This window comes from Paraburkholderia sp. BL9I2N2, assembly GCF_004339745.1.
Lineage (GTDB): Bacteria > Pseudomonadota > Gammaproteobacteria > Burkholderiales > Burkholderiaceae > Paraburkholderia.
In genome coordinates, this window is record NZ_SMGP01000003.1 from 1,022,705 (window position 1) to 1,039,559 (window position 16,855).

At 59.5% G+C, this 16,855-nt stretch carries 13 protein-coding genes and 2 pseudogenes; 11 read left to right on the forward strand and 4 right to left on the reverse strand.

Annotation, left to right across the window (positions count from 1 at the left end; all coding sequences use genetic code 11):
• The first annotated feature begins 50 nt into the window (after positions 1–50).
• The 9 genes from B0G74_RS35545 to B0G74_RS35585 all read left to right on the forward strand — a co-directional run bounded on the left by B0G74_RS35545 (position 51) and on the right by B0G74_RS35585 (position 9,486).
• Entirely contained in the window at positions 51–821 is a 771-nt protein-coding gene (locus B0G74_RS35545; RefSeq protein WP_132380983.1) for an enoyl-CoA hydratase/isomerase family protein, read from the forward strand.
• Positions 822–823: 2 nt separating this feature from the next.
• On the forward strand, positions 824–2,053 hold the full coding sequence (locus B0G74_RS35550) for a CoA transferase (protein ID WP_132380985.1): 1,230 nt from the start codon (positions 824–826) through the stop codon (positions 2,051–2,053).
• Between the two features lie 57 nt (positions 2,054–2,110).
• On the forward strand, positions 2,111–3,433 hold the full coding sequence (fahA, locus tag B0G74_RS35555; RefSeq protein WP_132380987.1) for a fumarylacetoacetase: 1,323 nt from the start codon (positions 2,111–2,113) through the stop codon (positions 3,431–3,433).
• Positions 3,434–3,487: 54 nt separating this feature from the next.
• Entirely contained in the window at positions 3,488–3,862 is a 375-nt protein-coding gene (locus B0G74_RS35560; RefSeq protein WP_132380989.1) for a DUF485 domain-containing protein, read from the forward strand.
• Entirely contained in the window at positions 3,855–5,441 is a 1,587-nt protein-coding gene (locus B0G74_RS35565) for a cation acetate symporter (RefSeq protein WP_132380991.1), read from the forward strand. Before B0G74_RS35560 ends, B0G74_RS35565 begins: the two co-directional genes overlap by 8 nt.
• Before the next feature lie 81 nt (positions 5,442–5,522).
• Complete coding sequence (locus tag B0G74_RS35570; protein ID WP_243658463.1) at positions 5,523–6,080, forward strand: DUF302 domain-containing protein; 558 nt, start codon at positions 5,523–5,525, stop codon at positions 6,078–6,080.
• A gap of 49 nt (positions 6,081–6,129) precedes the next feature.
• Positions 6,130–7,167, forward strand: coding sequence for an NADP-dependent oxidoreductase (locus B0G74_RS35575; RefSeq protein WP_132380995.1), 1,038 nt, complete (start codon positions 6,130–6,132; stop codon positions 7,165–7,167).
• A 157-nt stretch (positions 7,168–7,324) separates the two neighbouring features.
• Positions 7,325–8,293, forward strand: a complete 969-nt coding sequence (gene gcvA / locus B0G74_RS35580; protein ID WP_132380997.1) for a transcriptional regulator GcvA — start codon at positions 7,325–7,327, stop codon at positions 8,291–8,293.
• Positions 8,294–8,460: 167 nt separating this feature from the next.
• Positions 8,461–9,486 carry an NADP-dependent oxidoreductase gene (locus B0G74_RS35585; RefSeq protein ID WP_132380999.1) on the forward strand — a complete coding sequence of 342 codons (1,026 nt, stop codon included), beginning with the start codon at positions 8,461–8,463 and terminating at the stop codon, positions 9,484–9,486.
• Between the two features lie 54 nt (positions 9,487–9,540).
• Here the strand turns inward: B0G74_RS35585 and B0G74_RS35590 are convergent.
• Positions 9,541–9,702, reverse strand: a pseudogene (locus B0G74_RS35590) (phenol hydroxylase); the annotation flags it as partial.
• 390 nt (positions 9,703–10,092) lie between these two features.
• Positions 10,093–10,572 carry a hypothetical protein gene (locus B0G74_RS35595; RefSeq protein ID WP_132381001.1) on the reverse strand — a complete coding sequence of 160 codons (480 nt, stop codon included), beginning with the start codon at positions 10,570–10,572 and terminating at the stop codon, positions 10,093–10,095.
• 1,876 nt (positions 10,573–12,448) lie between these two features.
• On the opposite strand from B0G74_RS35595, the gene B0G74_RS35605 reads away from it, so the two are divergent.
• Together B0G74_RS35605 and B0G74_RS35610 are read left to right on the forward strand one after the other, a co-directional pair.
• Positions 12,449–13,141: a phosphatase PAP2 family protein gene (locus B0G74_RS35605; protein WP_132381364.1), complete on the forward strand. Its 693-nt coding sequence runs from the start codon at positions 12,449–12,451 to the stop codon at positions 13,139–13,141.
• 593 nt (positions 13,142–13,734) lie between these two features.
• Positions 13,735–14,676 carry a substrate-binding domain-containing protein gene (locus B0G74_RS35610; RefSeq protein WP_132381003.1) on the forward strand — a complete coding sequence of 314 codons (942 nt, stop codon included), beginning with the start codon at positions 13,735–13,737 and terminating at the stop codon, positions 14,674–14,676.
• Between the two features lie 146 nt (positions 14,677–14,822).
• On the opposite strand, the pseudogene B0G74_RS35615 reads toward B0G74_RS35610, so the two are convergent.
• Both B0G74_RS35615 and B0G74_RS35620 read right to left on the reverse strand, forming a co-directional pair.
• Positions 14,823–15,167, reverse strand: a pseudogene (locus tag B0G74_RS35615) (PDDEXK nuclease domain-containing protein); the annotation flags it as partial.
• Positions 15,168–15,342: 175 nt separating this feature from the next.
• Complete coding sequence (locus tag B0G74_RS35620; RefSeq protein WP_132381005.1) at positions 15,343–16,854, reverse strand: sensor domain-containing diguanylate cyclase; 1,512 nt, start codon at positions 16,852–16,854, stop codon at positions 15,343–15,345.
• Position 16,855: the final 1 nt, after the last annotated feature.

A 16,855-nucleotide genomic window follows, 5' to 3' on the forward strand; every position in this document is an offset into this window, starting at 1 on the left:
CAATCGGTCCCGTCCATGCGGCGACGCAACACGACCTTGCAGAGAGAACCATGACCACAGTAAAGATTGAAATGGATGGCGCCGTCGGAATCGTTTCATTAGCCAAGCCGCCGCACAACCTGATCGACGACGCGATGATCGCGGATCTGCTCGCCGCGTATCGCAGCATAGTCGCCGAAGGTGCCCGCGCGATCGTGCTCAAAAGCGACATGCGGCACTTTTCCGCCGGTGCGGAAATGAGCTCATTTACCGATGGCAAGACGGTGATCCAGCACAACGCCGATCAATTCCTGGAGTTTCTCGACGTGCTGGAAAACGCACCGGTTCCGACAGTCGCAGCCGTTCACGGCGCCGCGCTCGGCGGCGGCCTCGAACTGGCGCTCACCTGCGACATGATCGTCGCCGCGGACACGGCCTACTTCGGCCAGGTCGAGAACATCGTGGGCCTGATTCCGCTGCTTGGCGGCACGCAACGACTCGTTCAGCGAGCGGGCGTCGTGCGGGCCAAGGAAATCGCGTTGATCGGACGGCGGCACCCGGCGGAAGCATTCGAACGCTGGGGCATCATCAATCACGTCGTGCCCGAAGCCGAACTCCAGAGCGCCGCCATGTCGTTCGCCCGGCAACTGGCGGCGGGCCCGACCAAAGTCCTCCACGGCATCAAGCAACAGGCCAATCTCGCTGCCAACGGCGGCGTGCGCAGCGCAGACCTCGAACAGATCAACCTCAACAACATGATCTGGAAGACGGGCGATCGCGAACGAGGTTTCGCTTCGTTCTTTTCGACCGGACCCGCCACCGCCGAATTCAAGGGAGATTGATCATGTCAGCACCGCTCCAGGGCATTCGCGTGATCGATTTCACGCGAGTGCTGGCCGGACCGCATTGCACCAAAACGCTCCTCGATCTCGGCGCCACCGTGACCAAGATCGAACCGCCTTCCGGCGATATCGGCCGCGTGAGCATGCCGCATATCGGCGACATGTCGCTGTATTATGTGCAGCAGAACGCCGGCAAGCGCAACGTGAGCCTCGATCTCAACTTCCCGGAGGCACGCTCGATCATGGTCGACATGTGCCGGGACGCGGACATCATCGTCGAGAATTTTCGCCCCGGGACGCTGAACCGGTTTGGACTCGGCTATGAGCAGGTGCGCGCTTTCAACCCGTCCGTGATTTATGCCTCTTTGAGTGGCTATGGACAATCGACGTCATGGCGCAACCGTCCGGCGTTCGCGCCGACCGTGCAAGCCGAGTCGGGACTGACCGACATCGTCCAGCACCATTTCGGCGCTGCGCTCACCGAAGTCCGTAACGACGCATGCAGCCACGCCGACATGTACACCGGACTTCACGGCGTCATCGGCATTCTGGCCGCGCTTCAGCATCGCGCGCGAACCGGCGAGGGGCAGCACGTCGACGTCTCGATGGCCGCCACCATGCTATCGGTGAACGAACGCGTGGGCGCACAACTGTCGGAAATCGATACGGATGGCGAACCGATCATTCTCTCCGCGCCCGATTCACACATTTTCGATTTGCCCGATGGACGCCAACTCACCATCGCTGGCAGCCCGATCTACACGCCAATGTTTTCGCGTTACTGCGCGATGATGCGCCGCAACGATTTGCTGAGCGACCCCCGCTTCGGCACGGCGCTTTTGCGGCGGCAAAACATTGCTGATTTGCTGGCCGAAGTGCGCGCGTGGCTTCTCACCTTCAACGACCTGGATCAGCTCCAGACGCAGGTCAGCGAAGCGGGATTGGCCATTGGCGTGGTCCGGAGCGTCAACGAGTTCGCCGATTCCGAGTGGGTGCAGGAATGGGGTGCGCTAGTCGATGTCGACGACAGATCAGGCGGCACGACACGCATGCCCGGCGCGCCGTGGCATTTCAGCCAGTCTGAGTTGCCGCAGCCGGGCAGCCCTGCTTTCCAGGGCGAGCATAACGCCGAGGTGCTCTCCGAACGCAAGCTCAGCGCGGCGTTCATTCGGGATTTGCAGGAGCGCGGAATCCTTCTCAGCAGGCACAGCCCCACGCGCCCGTTCGACTGAACGTAGGTGCCATGACGCGAGCGGCTCGCGCCTTACCCCGAATGAATCGAGATAAACATGCAACACACTCTGAATCAGACGCATGATCCCGCTGCGCACAGTTGGGTCGAGTCCGCCAATGCACCGGCGGGCGACTTCCCCATCCAGAACCTGCCGTTCTCGGTTATCCGTAGAAGGAATTTCGATGAGGCGTTTCGGGGCGGGGTCGCAATCGGCGATCAGGTCATCGACATCGCCGCCTGGGCATCTCGTGCCGGTCTGAATGGAATCGCGGGCGAGGCTGCGCGGGCATGCGCGCAGCCCGTGCTCAACGAGTTCTTCTCAATGGGTCCGTCCGCATGGCGCGAATTGCGACACGCGCTATTCGCAGCGCTTCATGAGCGCGCCCCTTCGGACGATCGCGCGGCGATCGAGGCATGTCTGGTCCCGCTAGCGGAAGTGGAATACAGCCTGCCAGCGCAGATCGGCGATTACACGGATTTCTACACCTCGATTCATCACGCGACCAACATCAGCACGCTACTCGGCCTGAGCGGTGTGGGCGCCAACTTCAAATCGATACCCATTGCTTACCACGGCCGGGTTTCGAGCATCGGGCTAAGCGGTCAGCGGTTCCGACGCCCGGCGGGTCAAATCATGCTTCCGGGCGAAGATGCACCGATCTTCTCGCCGTCGCGCAAGCTGGACTACGAGCTCGAACTCGGCATCTACATTGGACAAGGCAATGCGGCTGGCGAGCCGATCGATCTGGATCAGGCCGACAGCCATGTTTTCGGGCTATGTCTGCTCAACGACTGGTCCGCTCGCGACATTCAGGCTTGGGAGATGCAGCCACTAGGGCCGTTTCTGGCAAAGAATTTTGCCACCACAATCTCGCCGTGGATCGTGACCATGGAGGCACTGGCCCCGTTCAGGCTTCCCCTGCCGCGCCCGGACACAGATGGAAAGCCGCTGCGTTATCTGGATTCCAGCCGGAATAGCACGACGGGCGCCATCGATATCCAACTGGAAGTCTGTATGGAGACTTCTCGCCATAGAGCCGGGAATCTCCCGGCGACGCGACTCTCACTGACGAGTTTCAAGCATCAGTACTGGAGCATCGCACAGATGGTCACGCATCACGCCGTGGGCGGCTGCAATCTGCGTGCTGGAGACCTGCTTGGCAGCGGCACCATTTCAGGTCCGGAGAAATCGGAAGCGGGCGCGCTGATGGAACTAGCACGCAACGCAAGCGAGCCGGTCACGCTGAGTACGGGTGAAAAGCGCAGCTACGTGGAGGATGGCGACGCCATTATCCTGCGCGGCTACTGTGAGAGAGCAGGCTTTGCACGAATCGGATTTGGAGAGAGTCGCGGCGAAGTCCTGCCAGCAAAACTCTAGTGATCAAGCCTCTTCAGATGTCTGTCATGAACACCATAACGGAGGAGACCCGACATGCAATCCATGGAATCAATCAACGCGGAGTTCGAGAGGCAAAACGTGACGAAAGTCAGATCATCCGGCTTGTCCCTCGTCGAGAAGACGCGAGCGCTCGCAAAGTTCCGGAACCGCTTCGTATGGTCATTGCTTTACACCTCACTGGGAATCTATTTCGGCCTGTTGATCGCAGTGCTGGAGTTTCCTGGCGCGATGTCCCTATCCGTCTACGGCGAGCTCAACCTTGGACTGCTCGCGGTAGTCGTTCAGTTCGCGCTCACGATCGCAACCTTCTGGGGCTACTGCACATGGGCCGAGCGAGTCTACGACCCGAAAGCGGCCGAATTGCTTCGCAGCGCGTTTGCACAATCGAACGGTGATCGACATGAATAATCTGATCAGTCATGGCGGGCTCAGAATCATCGCCTTCGTAGGATTTATCGGACTCAGCCTCATTCTGACCGGATGGAGCGCTCGCCGGTCGCGCGGAACCTCCGGATTTTTCGTGGCCGGACGCAATCTGTCGCCGTTTCAGAACGGCCTCGCGCTGGCGGGAGACTTTATGTCCGCCGGCTCGTTTCTCGGTGTGACGGGACTCGTTTCCCTGTTCGGATTCGACGGCATCGTGTATCAGGTCGGCTTCATCGCCGGATGGATCATGATCATGCTGATCGTCGCCGAGCCGGTCAGAAACTGCGGCAAATACACCCTCTCAGATGTGGTCGCACTGCGTTTGCGCAGCCGCGGAGTTCGAGCGGCCACATCGGTTTCCTCGCTGATCATTTCGTTAGCCTATCTACTCGCGCAACTCGTTGGCGGCGGCGCACTGGCCAGCCTGCTATTGCCGATCGGCACCAACGCCGCGATCGTGCTGATCGGCGTACTCATGATCGCGTATGTGCTGTTCGGCGGAATGGTGGCCGCGACCTATGTGCAGATCGTCAAAGCCGTCCTCGTCTGGACTGCCGGTGCGGTGCTCGTGCTGCTTGCGCTCGCGCATTTCTCCTTCGACGTGGGCGCGCTGTTCAATAAGGCACGCCTCTCGTCGCTGCGTCCGGCGCAGTACTTTGTGCCGGGCGGCTACTTCAAGGATCCGCTGGATACGCTGTCACTCACGCTCGCTCTCGCGTTGGGCACAGCGGGCCTGCCGCACGTCATGACCAGGTTTTACACGGTGCCGTCCGCCGTCGCGGCGAGAAAGTCCGCGAAAATCGGTCTGATTGTGATGACGTCTTTTGCGGTAATGATGATCGTGCTCGGATTTTCCGCCACCGCGATCGTGGGACCGGCGGCGATTCTCGCCACACATAGTTCAGGAAACAGCGCCATCACCCTGCTCGCCACGACACTCGGCGGCGGTGCGGGTTCTGCCGGCGGCGAACTTCTTCTCGCTTGCGTTTCGGCAATTGCCTTCGCGACGATCCTTGCGGTCGTCTCGGGCATCATGATTTCCTCGGCCTCGACCATCTCCCACGACATCTTCGGCCAACTCTTCTCGGCGTCTGGCGACAAGGAGCGTCGGCAGGTCGTGATCGCGAAGATCGCAACAATAGTCTTCGGTATGGCCGCGATGGGACTCGCGCTGCTCGTCAAGACGTTTAATGTCGCGTTTCTCGTAGGGCTCGCGTTCGCCATCGCGGCCAGCGCAAACTTGCCCGTGGTTCTCTTCTCGATGTACTGGCGGCGTTTTACGGATCGAGGCGCCGTGGCCGCAGTGCTCGCCGGCACCCTTTCCTCGATTGGTCTCGTGCTGCTGGGGCCGGCCGTCATCGGAGCAAAAGGCATCATCTTCAAGGATTCCACCCCGCCTTTCTGGCTCTCGAATCCCGGTCTGTTCAGCATTCCGGTGGGCTTTATCGCTGGCTGGATCGGATCGGTCACGACACGTCAGAACGCGGGCGACGCTTCCTTCGATGCTCAGCAACTTCGAATGCTAAGCGGCCTTGGAGCGGAAGCCGCGTCGGAACACTGATCCGAGAGAGCGCGCTCCACCTACCTGTCGAACAAGGAGACAACAGTGATTAACTTACGTACTGCCGCTTCACGAGTTGCATTGTCTACGGCCGCCATTGCTGCGATCAGCATGAACATGTTCTGTGCGCCCGCGATGGCGGCGACCGTCGAGGTATCGGAAACAAAGACGATTATCGATCACGTGACCGTCTCTTCCAGCAAACCCTACGCTTCCGTCAAACAGGATCTGGAGAGCCGTCTCGGCCGACTTGACGATCATATCCGCACGCTGCTGAAGCAGGACAAGGTCGACGAATTGCGCGTCGCCCTTCAGAAAGCCGCCGGCAACGACGGTCTTGTGATTCACTACATTGGGCTGCATGGAGATTGGCTCGTGCTGAAAGGACAGCGCCGGAACGGCACTGAGTATTTCACCGGCAACGTTCTCACCGCGACTGAAATGACCAGCGTCAATATGGCGGCGGGACTGTACGCGCCATTGCGTATCATGGTCTACGAGAACGCACAGGGTGGCACGACGATCGAGTACGATAAGCCGTCGACCCAACTCAGCCAGTTCCACAGCGCCCAGATCGACGTTCAAGGCCGTTCGCTCGACGCTCGGCTCGCGAAGCTCTGTGCTTCGGTATTGCAATAGAATTGTACTGTCCTGACGGGCCAACGTCCTGACGAAGCGGATATCCACCATGAAAATAGACACTTTCAAACAGATCGTTCTTGCGTCTCGCCCCGATGGACAGCCAACCGTCGACAATTTCCGTCTTGAGCAAGCCACGCTGCCGGACACGCCGCCGAATGGGCTGCTGCTTCGTGTTTTGTACCTGTCGCTCGACCCGTACATGCGGGGCCGAATGGATGCGCGCAAGTCGTACGCGCCCTCGGTCGCAATCGATCACAAGATGGTCGGTGAAGCCGTGGCCGAGGTCATCGAATCCGGACATCCGGACTATCGCACAGGTGAACTCGTACTCGCACCAACCGGATGGTGCGACTATGCGGTGATCGACGGTACTGGATTGCGCAAGGTCGACCCCGATCTCTCGTCACCGTCGGCTCGGCTCGGCGTGCTCGGTATGCCGGGATTCACCGCTTATGCCGGCCTCATGTTAATCGGCAAGCCCAAACCCGGCGATACGGTCGTCGTTGCAGCGGCTAGCGGTCCGGTCGGCTCACTCGTCGGGCAGCTTGCGCGAATAGCCGGGGCGCGAGCAGTCGGCATCGCGGGCGGTTCGGAGAAGTGCCGCTACGTGTTGGACGAACTCGGTTTCGACGCCGCGATCGACCATCGCGCGCCCGACATGGCCGAACAACTGGCTGCGGCTTGTCCGGATGGAATCGATGTGTACTTCGAGAACGTCGGCGGCAAGATATGGCAAGCGGTGCTGCCTCTGCTGAACCGCTTCGCGCGTGTGCCAGTTTGCGGCCTCATCGCGCAATACAGCGGCGATCAGGAAAACGCCAACGGCCAGCTTGCGGCCACGATGCGCCAGATACTGACAAAAAGCCTTCTGGTGCGAGGCTTCATCAACTACGAGTTTGCCGACGAACACTATCCCGAGTTTCTGCGCATCGTGTCCAACGGCATTGGCGAAGGACGGATTCGCTGCAAGGAAGATATCGTCGACGGTCTCGAGAAGGCCCCGGAGGCATTTCTCGGCATGCTGGAAGGGCGCAACTTCGGCAAAGTAGTGGTGCGGGTGGCGGACCCGGCCAAGTTCGACTGATCGAAGTGCCTGCAAACTCAAGGGGTAGAGGCAGGTGCCTGGCCTGGCCGTAAAGCGAACACGCTCCCTGCGCGCGCCACGATATGCTAACTTAGGGCGTCCGGGCGCCAACCGCGTCGAATCATTGCTTACTCCAAGGCTGTAGTTTTTCCACCGTATGCTGTCCCCAACCAAAGTGCCACGCCTTCCCCCTTTAAACGCGCTGCGGGCATTCGAAGCCGCCGCGCGTCATCTCAACTTCCGTGTCGCCGCAGAGGAAATAGGCGTAACTCAAGGCGCAGTTGCCCAGCAGGTGCGCAATCTCGAAGATGTTCTTGGACTTCAGTTGTTCGATCGACTGCCGCGCGGGCTCGCGTTAACTACCCATGGTTCGATCTACTTCTCATCAGTGCAGCGCGCGCTAACGATCATCGCGAACGCAACGGAAGCGCTCGCACACCGGGCATCGAGTTTGACAGTGAGCACGACGCCTTCATTTGCGTCGAAATGGCTCATCCCACGGCTGGCAACATTTACGGACGCTTATCCATCAATTGAAGTGCGCGTGATCGCAGATCAACAACTCTCGACTTTCAAAGGCGATGGAGTCGACATTGCAATCCGCCACGGCAAGCCGCCTTTCGGTAAAGGACTCGCTGCCGATCCGCTCTTTCCGGTCGACATCTATGCCGTCTGCAGCCCTTCATTGGCCGACTCGAGACGACCACTGAGGAAGCCGTCCGATCTGAAGCGTCACGTTTTGCTGCATGATTCACATGACCTGTGGCCTGAATTTCTCGAAGCGCTGAACGGAGGAGAACAGGTCGATCCGAGTAAGGGTCCTCGATTCAGCCAGTCCGCCCTTGCAATCGATGCCGCGATATCGGGCCAAGGCATCGCGCTGACCAGCGAGCAACTCGTGGAACGGGATCTCGCCGCCGGCCGCCTGTGCCGCCTCTTCGATTTCGCGCTGCATCTCTCGCTGGGCTATTACGTCGTCTATCCCGAGGACCGGCGCGACTCGGAGACTATTCGGGCAATGCGAGACTGGCTGATCACGCAGGCCCAATATGAACTAAAAGCAGCGACAACAGCAAAGCGATCGCAAGGAGGCAGTAGAAAAACTACTGCCAAGCTGGATAAATAATGATTCGACGGTGGCTGTCCATAAAACTAAAATATCGCTGCACGAAACCAGCCGCCAGAGATCGCTGCGTTGCCTCGTCAAATCCGTCATACCAACATCGCAAAGACTTCGCGCAACTCAAGTGAATCGTTCCCACCGCATCGCAATTCACACCGGAAATCCAATCCATGAACGCACCCTATTCGAATCGCCAATGGTTCTATGTAAAACGTCCCACGAGTCGCGTTGGATCGGAACACTACGAGCTTCGTGAAAGCGAAATTTCGGGACCGTTGGCGGAGAACGAAGTCATCGTTCGCGCACGGTACATCAGCGTGGATCCGTATATTCGCATTCAGCAGCACGAGCGCAATACGTATGACGTGCCTCATCCCCTCGGCATCGTGCAACGCTCCGGTGTAGTGGGAGAAGTGGTCGAGTCGGCCAGCCCGCTGTTCGTCAAAGGCGACTGGGTGTCGACTTATTCGGGTTGGCAGTTATATGCACGGTGTCATCACAGCGAATTGACCAAACTCGATCCGGCAAGCGCGCCCGTTTCCACGGCACTCGGTGTGCTCGGCATGCCGGGGCGTATCGCCTGGTTTGGTCTCATGGAAGCCGGCCGGCCGCGCCCTGGTGATACCCTGGTTGTTTCCGGCGCGGCGGGGGCCGTCGGCTCGCTGGTTGCACAGTTTGGCAAAAAGGCGGGCTGCAAGGTCGTCGGCATTGCCGGTGGTCCAGACAAGTGCCGATTCCTGCTCGACGAACTGAAACTGGATCGCGCGGTCGATTATCGGGAACACAAGACGCATGAAGACTTGACGAGCGCGCTGCTCGAGGCCACAGGAGGGGTGGACGTTTATTTCGACAACGTCGGCGGCCCGATCACGGATGCCGTGATCCCGCTTATCAAGCGCCGAGCCCGCATCGTGATTTGCGGAGCGATCAGTCAATACGACGGTGGTTTGGACACGCCGGACGTGGGACCACGATTTCTACAGCACATGCTCTTTCAGCGCGCCACCATTCAGGGCGTGCTGGCAAGAGACTACACCAATCGTATGGACGAAATGGTGGCGCAAGTGGCGCCTTGGGTTAAAAGCGGTGAGATCGTATTCAAGGAGACTTTTGTCGATGGATTCGAACAACTGCCTGCTGCGCTGAATAGCTTGTTCGAAGGCGGCAACATCGGCAAGTTGCTCGTGAGGGTTTGAGAGAATTCGTTTCGCGCTCGTAAAAAGATCAAGACCCGCGCCCGGCCGCATCGCTCAAATCGACTTGAACAGGGGACTCTTCGCGAGTGCCTCCGCGCGGTCCGCGCTGGTGAGAAACTTCTCCGTGTAGATGTCGCGCTCGAACAACTGGCCCTGCATCAGAGTGCGGATCGCCGCTTCAATCTTCATGGGCGGCCCGCAAAGATAGGCCTTGTGAAGTATGGTAACGCACCCGCAAGGCTGTCGAGCCCCTCCGCGACGTTGTCCCGGCCAGTTCCGTGAGCCTGCCGGCGCGCAGTCTGGCTGCCTGATCTTCGGCCCGCATCGTAAAAAGCCGGTGTTGCAGTCCATCATGGGATCCATGGATTGAAACGCATCATGGACAGTTCGTGTCGCGGGGCGCCACCGGAAAGCAGGCGACACTAGCGTTTTTCATTCATTTTGTGAGTTGCGAAATCTTTGGCTTCCTGCACATTTTCACGATGCGTCAGTGTGATAATGCGGTCGCGGCCAATCGCCATGCAATGCAAATGCACCTGCTGCTTTGCGCGCTTTGCCGCGTCTATCGCAATGTGGCAATACGGGAGGGTTTCGCGCGTTAAACGGTCATTGGCTCACCTGCGTCCCAGACTCGACATCCTCAGGCTTTTTCGCGGGCCTTTCAGCAATTGCAGCCCCCACTTGCGCAGCGGCGCCCGCGGCCCATAGTGCGGAAGCCACCTTAGGAGCTACCGATGCCGTGGCATCGAATACCGCAACCGTATCCGCTATGGCCGCGCCAAGATTGAATCCCCCACTTGCGAACTTTAAAGCGGAGGCGTGGCTATAGCCGTTCCAAAGCTCCGTTCCGGCTTGGGCCATGTTGAGCCCTGCACTCAGTCCCCACGCGCCGCCGGAAAAACCGCCCGCGACTTTTGCCACGACATGGCGACTTGCTGTTGTCGCATCCGACACGCCAGCACCCAGATTAGCAACACCGGATATCATTTGCCCTGCGTGAGATGCAATTCTGGTCGCTAGGCTACCGACTGATAGATGGCTTTGCGTGCCGATACCCGCTACCAGGCTGGCCGTGTTGCCGACCATACCTGCCGCTGCACCGCCCGCCCAAAGAGCACCAGACGCGGCGGTACTTATCACCTCGCGTTTCGGGATTGTCGCGACGCCGGCAGCGATGGCGCCCCCTAACTCGAGTGCCCCCGCGATACCTCCGGCATATCGAGAGGCTAGAGGTGCGTTCCCTTCCTTAGAAGCCGCCATGCCAGACGATTGGGCGCCGCTACCGGCGGGGTCCGCTGACGTCGTGTGAGATGCTGCGTTGGCGGGTGCTTGCGGACCCAGTTGCGGCATCCGCTGCAATGGGATCGAATCGCTCGTCGAAAACGTTCGACCTCCGGCTGTTGACGGTGACGTACCCCACCGGACGGACGATGAAGCACGCGCTGCCGACCCGTGGTCCTTGACGGACCTGAGACCGGACAATGGGCCCGTGATCTCGGGGGAAGTTGGAGGTTGCGAGCCGCTTAGCGCTTTTGACGCTGATGTCGTTTGCGGGTCGTGGCCATCGTTGATTGCTGGCATATTGCTCGCTGGTGCTTCAATTCTCACGATATGAATACTCCCTTTAAGTTTCGTACCACATCATGATCAGAGATATCCGCGCGTGTTATTTGACAGAAAAACAGTGCGTGAGCCAAGGCCTGGTCGGCGCACGCTTGCGAGGCTTCAAGCTGACGGACCACTTGTGGATAATGTCGCACCGTAATTGCGTCGCACACAGGAAACTTGAACGGGTTGACTTTATATTGTCAGGAATTCCTCGGCACGCAAAATTGCTGTAAAACGGCGAAGACACAGATCGCAATGCGAATACCAAGACGTTCTCCGTTTGGTACGTGCAGAGAGCATACGTCGCTTATAACGAGGTGCCGATTCATCGATTGTACGGGGTCACTCTGCCCCCCTTCCTGAGCCACGCCCGCGAAGCGACGGGCAGGACTTATGCCTTGAGAGTAGGATGCCGAACCCCATTTACCTTTTGTGAATCAGCGTATCCGTCCCCCCTTGCCGCCTGAATGGCCCTTTCCGCCTCGTCGCGATGTCGCTGGTCGCACCTTCGGCTACCTTGTCGCGCTTCAATATCGCGGCGCCGATGTGTGGCTCTGGAGCTGTCGTTGCGGCGGCAGCGTGACTGCCGAGTTGGAGGCGGTAGAAGGCGGCAGAACACGTGATTGTGGCTGCCGTGAGCAGCGTCGTGTGTGGCGGTCCCGCCCAGGCTCACCTGCGCTGCGGGGCGGTGAGGTGTTTGGCCAGCTGACGACCGATCGGTACGCTGGCGATGGTTTGTGGGTTTGCCGGTGCGACTGCGGTGGTGAGGCAACAGTGAGCGCCGGGCGCCTGCGACTGGGCAAGGCGCGTTCGTGCGGCCGCTGCTTCGGCGCTTCGACCGACTGACCGGCACGGTTTGCTCGGTCTGGTCATGGCATGCGACGTTCTTTGCAAGCTGTCGTCGGTGTCCTGGCATTAACCCCGGCATGTCAGCTCTATCTCGACGTTCCAATATGACCCGGTACAGACTGTCATCATCCGGCGAACTGTGCGGCGCGTCTCGGAGTGCAGCGGACATTCGAGGAATGAGATCGTTGGCGGATTCTCGGTCGAAGCTCGATTGGGTCACCCAAGGACAGCGGCCGGCATTTCCGCTGCGGCTATCGACGCGCTGATCGACGAGTATCGAGCAGGTGTCGCCATAGCTACCCGAGATTTTCCGATGGACGTGGCCGACGCGGTGTTCGTCGGCATACGCCGCCCGAAGAGGAAACCTGCGCAGTAAGCCGTCAGGGAAAGTTGGCGATGAAATTGCGCAGGGAAAGTTGTCAATGAAAGTAAGCACCAAAAAATGCAGCGCATTCGGTGGGTTATGCTAATCTCGATGCGACTAGCTCAAATTTCTTACAAAATAATGAATAGCTTCGATTCCTCTATCGAAACATATCTGTCCAACCTACACTTCGGTCATTTCGCGACCCGATCCATAGAAGGCATCGCCGACCTTTATACCTTCAAAGGCCTCGTACTCATTCCCATGCTGTGGTGGATGTGGTTTCAGCAGGACGAGCGCCGCGAATGGCGGCGAGAAATGGTTCTCGCGACGCTTCTCAGTGGCCTCGTGGCGCTGTTCGTCGGAAGACTGCTGACTCACTGGTTGCCGTTCAGAGTGCGCCCCGTCTATAGCGCCGAACTGCATCTGCACTTCGCAGGTGGCGATATCAAGGACGCACTGCTGACTAATTGGAGTTCCTTCCCGAGCGATCACGCGATGCTATGGATGGCGGTCGCCACTGGCATCTTCCTCGTGTGGCGCGGCATCGGTGTGCTGGCGATTCTCTATACCGTGCTATTCATTTGCGTTCCGCGCGCCTATCTCGGCTTTCACTACCCAACCGATTTGCTGGTGGGCGCCGCTGTGGGAATCGGAATTACCTATGTCATGACACGAGATGCGATCCGCGTGCGCTACGCGACTTCGGCGCTGCGATGGATCGAACGCTGCCCGGGACCTTCAGCGATGCTGGCGTTTATTCTGTGCCTCGAACTCGTTACGCAGTTCGACGAACTGCGCACGCTGGCGAGCAGTGTGCTCAAACATCTATGAACCACGCGTTGCGGCGCGGCGCTGGAAGCATGTCGGTGGTGGCGCCGCCCGAGCGAGTGATTTTATCGAAGCCAGGTTCATCGACGCGACACGCGTCGTTGTGATCGAAGCGGCCGCTCAGAAAGCGGAGCCGACGTCCGAATGACCGATCGATCGCACGAACGAATGGCGGCAGACGGCCGAAGCCGGAAGTACATTGCTCCACCGCACTGAGCCATCCGTGGCAGCGGCCCGACTTCTGTAGCTGACCCGGTGCGAACCTTCGCCCCACCCGCAAGCGGGTATCCGTTTGCGACCCTTTGACTTCATCTGCGCGGCGCATGGCCAACGCTTTCTTCCTCGTAATGCAGGACATGATTTGCGCATTGCAGCTAAGGGGATGACCTCAGGTCTTCCAGGTCGTCGATGCAAGCTGCAGACCGGGGATGGATATCCGAAATCCATTGACACAGCCGTCGGGCGCAATTAGTTTCCCAGTGTTTGGGACAAGTCATCCGGGTGATTCCACGTTGACACGCGCTAAATCAGTTGCGGCCCTTTGGGCCGCGCTGCGTACGCAGCAGAACCCATATTCGGCACCACAGCAACACTCAATGCGCAGAACGTTTTCACTTCTTGTAGCGGTTACTGCATTGGCGGGGGCAGTGCAGGCGGCGCCCGCCACGCAGATCGGCGTAGTGCTCGCTGGCTCGGGCCTGGATTTCTGGGCGACGATGAGCAAGGGTATGCACCGTGCCGCTGACGATCTCCATGTCGAACTGATAATGCGCAGTCCTTCCGACGGCATGTCACTCGGCGCACAGCCCAATATCCAGTTGAGAATGATCGACTACATGGTGAAGAGCGGCGTAGCGGGCATCGTGCTGGCGCCCGAGCCACTGCAAGATGTAGCGACTCCGATTTCGATCGCCGTTCCTACGGTACTCGTCGACCGGAGCAGCACGGATTACAACGCGATCGCCACCGTAAGCACCGACAATTTCGCGGCAGGTAGAACTGCCGCGCTGAGTCTGGTACCCGTTCTGCAAAAGGGCGCCAGAATTGCAGTGCTGAGACTCGCGCCGAATATCAGTTCGACGACCGCGCGTGAAGAGGGGTTTTTGACCGTCTCACGTGAAATGGGGTGGCGTGTGGTCATCGCCCCCTATGTCGGGTATCAGTTTCGCGAGACGGAAGCGCAGGTGCGCAAGGCCCTGTCCGCTGACGCAGGGCGCCTCGACGCGGTCTTCGCTCCGAACGAGACGACGGCCTACGGCGCTTTGCATGTCGTCGAAGAGATGCCCGTCAGCACTCGTCCTCGTCTGGTCGTGTTCGATTGGCGCCCGGAATTTCTGGATGCACTGGAACACAACGTGATATACGCGGACATTGTGCAGGACCCCTACCGTATGGGTTATCAGTCGGTCGAGACGCTGATCGCCGCCTTGCAGGGCCATCCGCCGCGTCCAAAGGTATTCGTCGACGTGGTGACGGTGACACGCGCGAACATGAATGAGCCGGCTATACGCGCCGTGATAGCCAACTACAATCGATAGCGATGCGGGAATGAGCGCGCGCCCCGAGTCTGGAAGCGGATTCAGGCGGTAATCGTCCTTTCCGTTCGAAATCAGGCAGATCTCCAGAAGGCATTCTTGCGAGGCGCTCAGCGTGATCCTGATCTGTCGGACGTCGGGACCGGATCTCACGCAGCCCCGGTACGCCGCTCCAGTTCCGCTGTCGTGCGCTCCAGCTCCTGCACGATCATCGCCTCATCTGGCAACACTGTCTGGTATTCCGCCGCGAGAATCTTGTTCGGCAGGTTGTCCAGCGCGTAGTGTGCTTCGGCCGCACCTTTTTCGGCGCAAAGGATCAGGCCGACAGGTGGATTCTCCCCAGGCTTCATCCAGTGCTCGCGCGCGTAGTTCAGATAGAGATGCATCTGCCCGGCGTCAGCATAGCTGAAGCGACCGACCTTGAGATCGATGATGACGAGGCATTTCAGACGTCGATGGAAAAACACCAGATCGACCCTGAACCACGCTTCATCGCCAGTGATCGTGGCTCGCCGATTCCACCTGAACGTGCAGCCTGAAAATGATCGGTGATCGCCTGGCCGCGCGGGCACCGGCCAGGTTCCTGTTCATCCTGCTGTTCGGGTGGAACTCCATTCCGCTGCCTTTGTGTACGCCCTCTGCGTCGATTGCGTGCGCGCGCTGGCGCTGCTATGCCTCGCAGACCCGATTACGGCCGGTTGACTTTGCTTCGTATAGGGCCGAGTCAGCCATCTTCACCAGAATCGCGCCATCGTGAACCGCTCGCCCTTGCGACGTCACCACGCCGATGCTCACGGTCACACAGCCATAGCGGCTCTGGGCGTGTTCAATGTTGAGATCAAATACGGCTTGCCGAATGGTCTCTGCGACATTCGCGGCACCGGTCGCGTCGGTATCTGGAAGGGTCACCACGAACTCTTCGCCGCCATACCGCGCCACCTGGTCGGCCGGTCGGCGAACGCACAGAGCCACGCATTGAGCAACGGCTCTTAGTACCTCATCGCCCGCCTGATGACCATAGTAGTCGTTGTACGCCTTGAACTGATCGATGTCGACGAACAGCAGCGAGAGCGGACGGCCCGAGCGATTGGCCTGTTGCCATTCCTTCTGCAACGTTTCGTCAAAGGTGCCCCGGTTGCTCAATCCCGTAAGCGCGTCCGTACGCGCCAGATGCTGTAGTTTCGACTCCGCAAGCTGTCGCCGCCGTAGCTCACGCGACAACAGCAACGATCCTGTCCCAAGGATCACACCGAACACCGCCATCACGATCTCAAGTCGCCTGGCCCGGCGTTGCCATTCCGCATAAATGTCGTTCTCCGCGGGCGCCACGTCGACGATGATCGGAAGCCCGGGTAGGTGCTTGTACACGTAGAGCCTGCGGATCCCATCGATTGAGGCAGTGCCAGCGAACGCACCTTCGTTTGTCGACATCGCCTGAATAAACACGGGGGCGTTTCGGATGTCACGCCCGACCACCTTCGGATCGTAGGGCAATCGGGTGATCATGGTTCCGTTCGTCTCGATCACTGCCGCTGTACCGCGCTCCCCCACGGACAGGCCGTCCAAGAGAGCGCGGAAATAGTCGATGCTCAGCGTCCCAACCACGACACCGCCGAAAGAGCCGTCCGCGCGCGTAATCCGGCGACTCAGGGCAATCGTGAGCGCGCCGTCGCGCAGCCGTGACGCGTAGGGTTTGCTGATGTAGAGGCCGGTGTTGCCGCTGTCGCGGTGAAAGCTGAAATAGTCACGGTCAGCGAAGTTCCCGACCCGCGCCGGTATGAATCGTGAGTCCAGGACGATGTCGCCGCGCTCACTCATCACGAATATGGAGCCGAGGTGCTTACCCGAAGCGGCGCGGTCGAACAACACCCCGCTTCGGATCCTCGGGGGGAGTGCCATCACCTGCGGATCCGCCACCCCGTCCGCTACCGCTTGCAGCGAAAGATCGTAGAGCTCGATGTTGCGAGCGATGTCCCGCTCGATGACGAGCATCAGGTTCCGTGCATTTTCCTCGGCGTGGTTGTAGGCATCGTTGCGTGACTCGAAAAGCACCCACGCGCAAAGGCTGCACGTGAACAGCGTCAGCAAAACACCACAAACGATCACACCAGATGGCGACAACACCCGCGAGGCGGCTGACGAAACGGATCGGCGCACAGAAAGCGATAGTGACGAACGCATG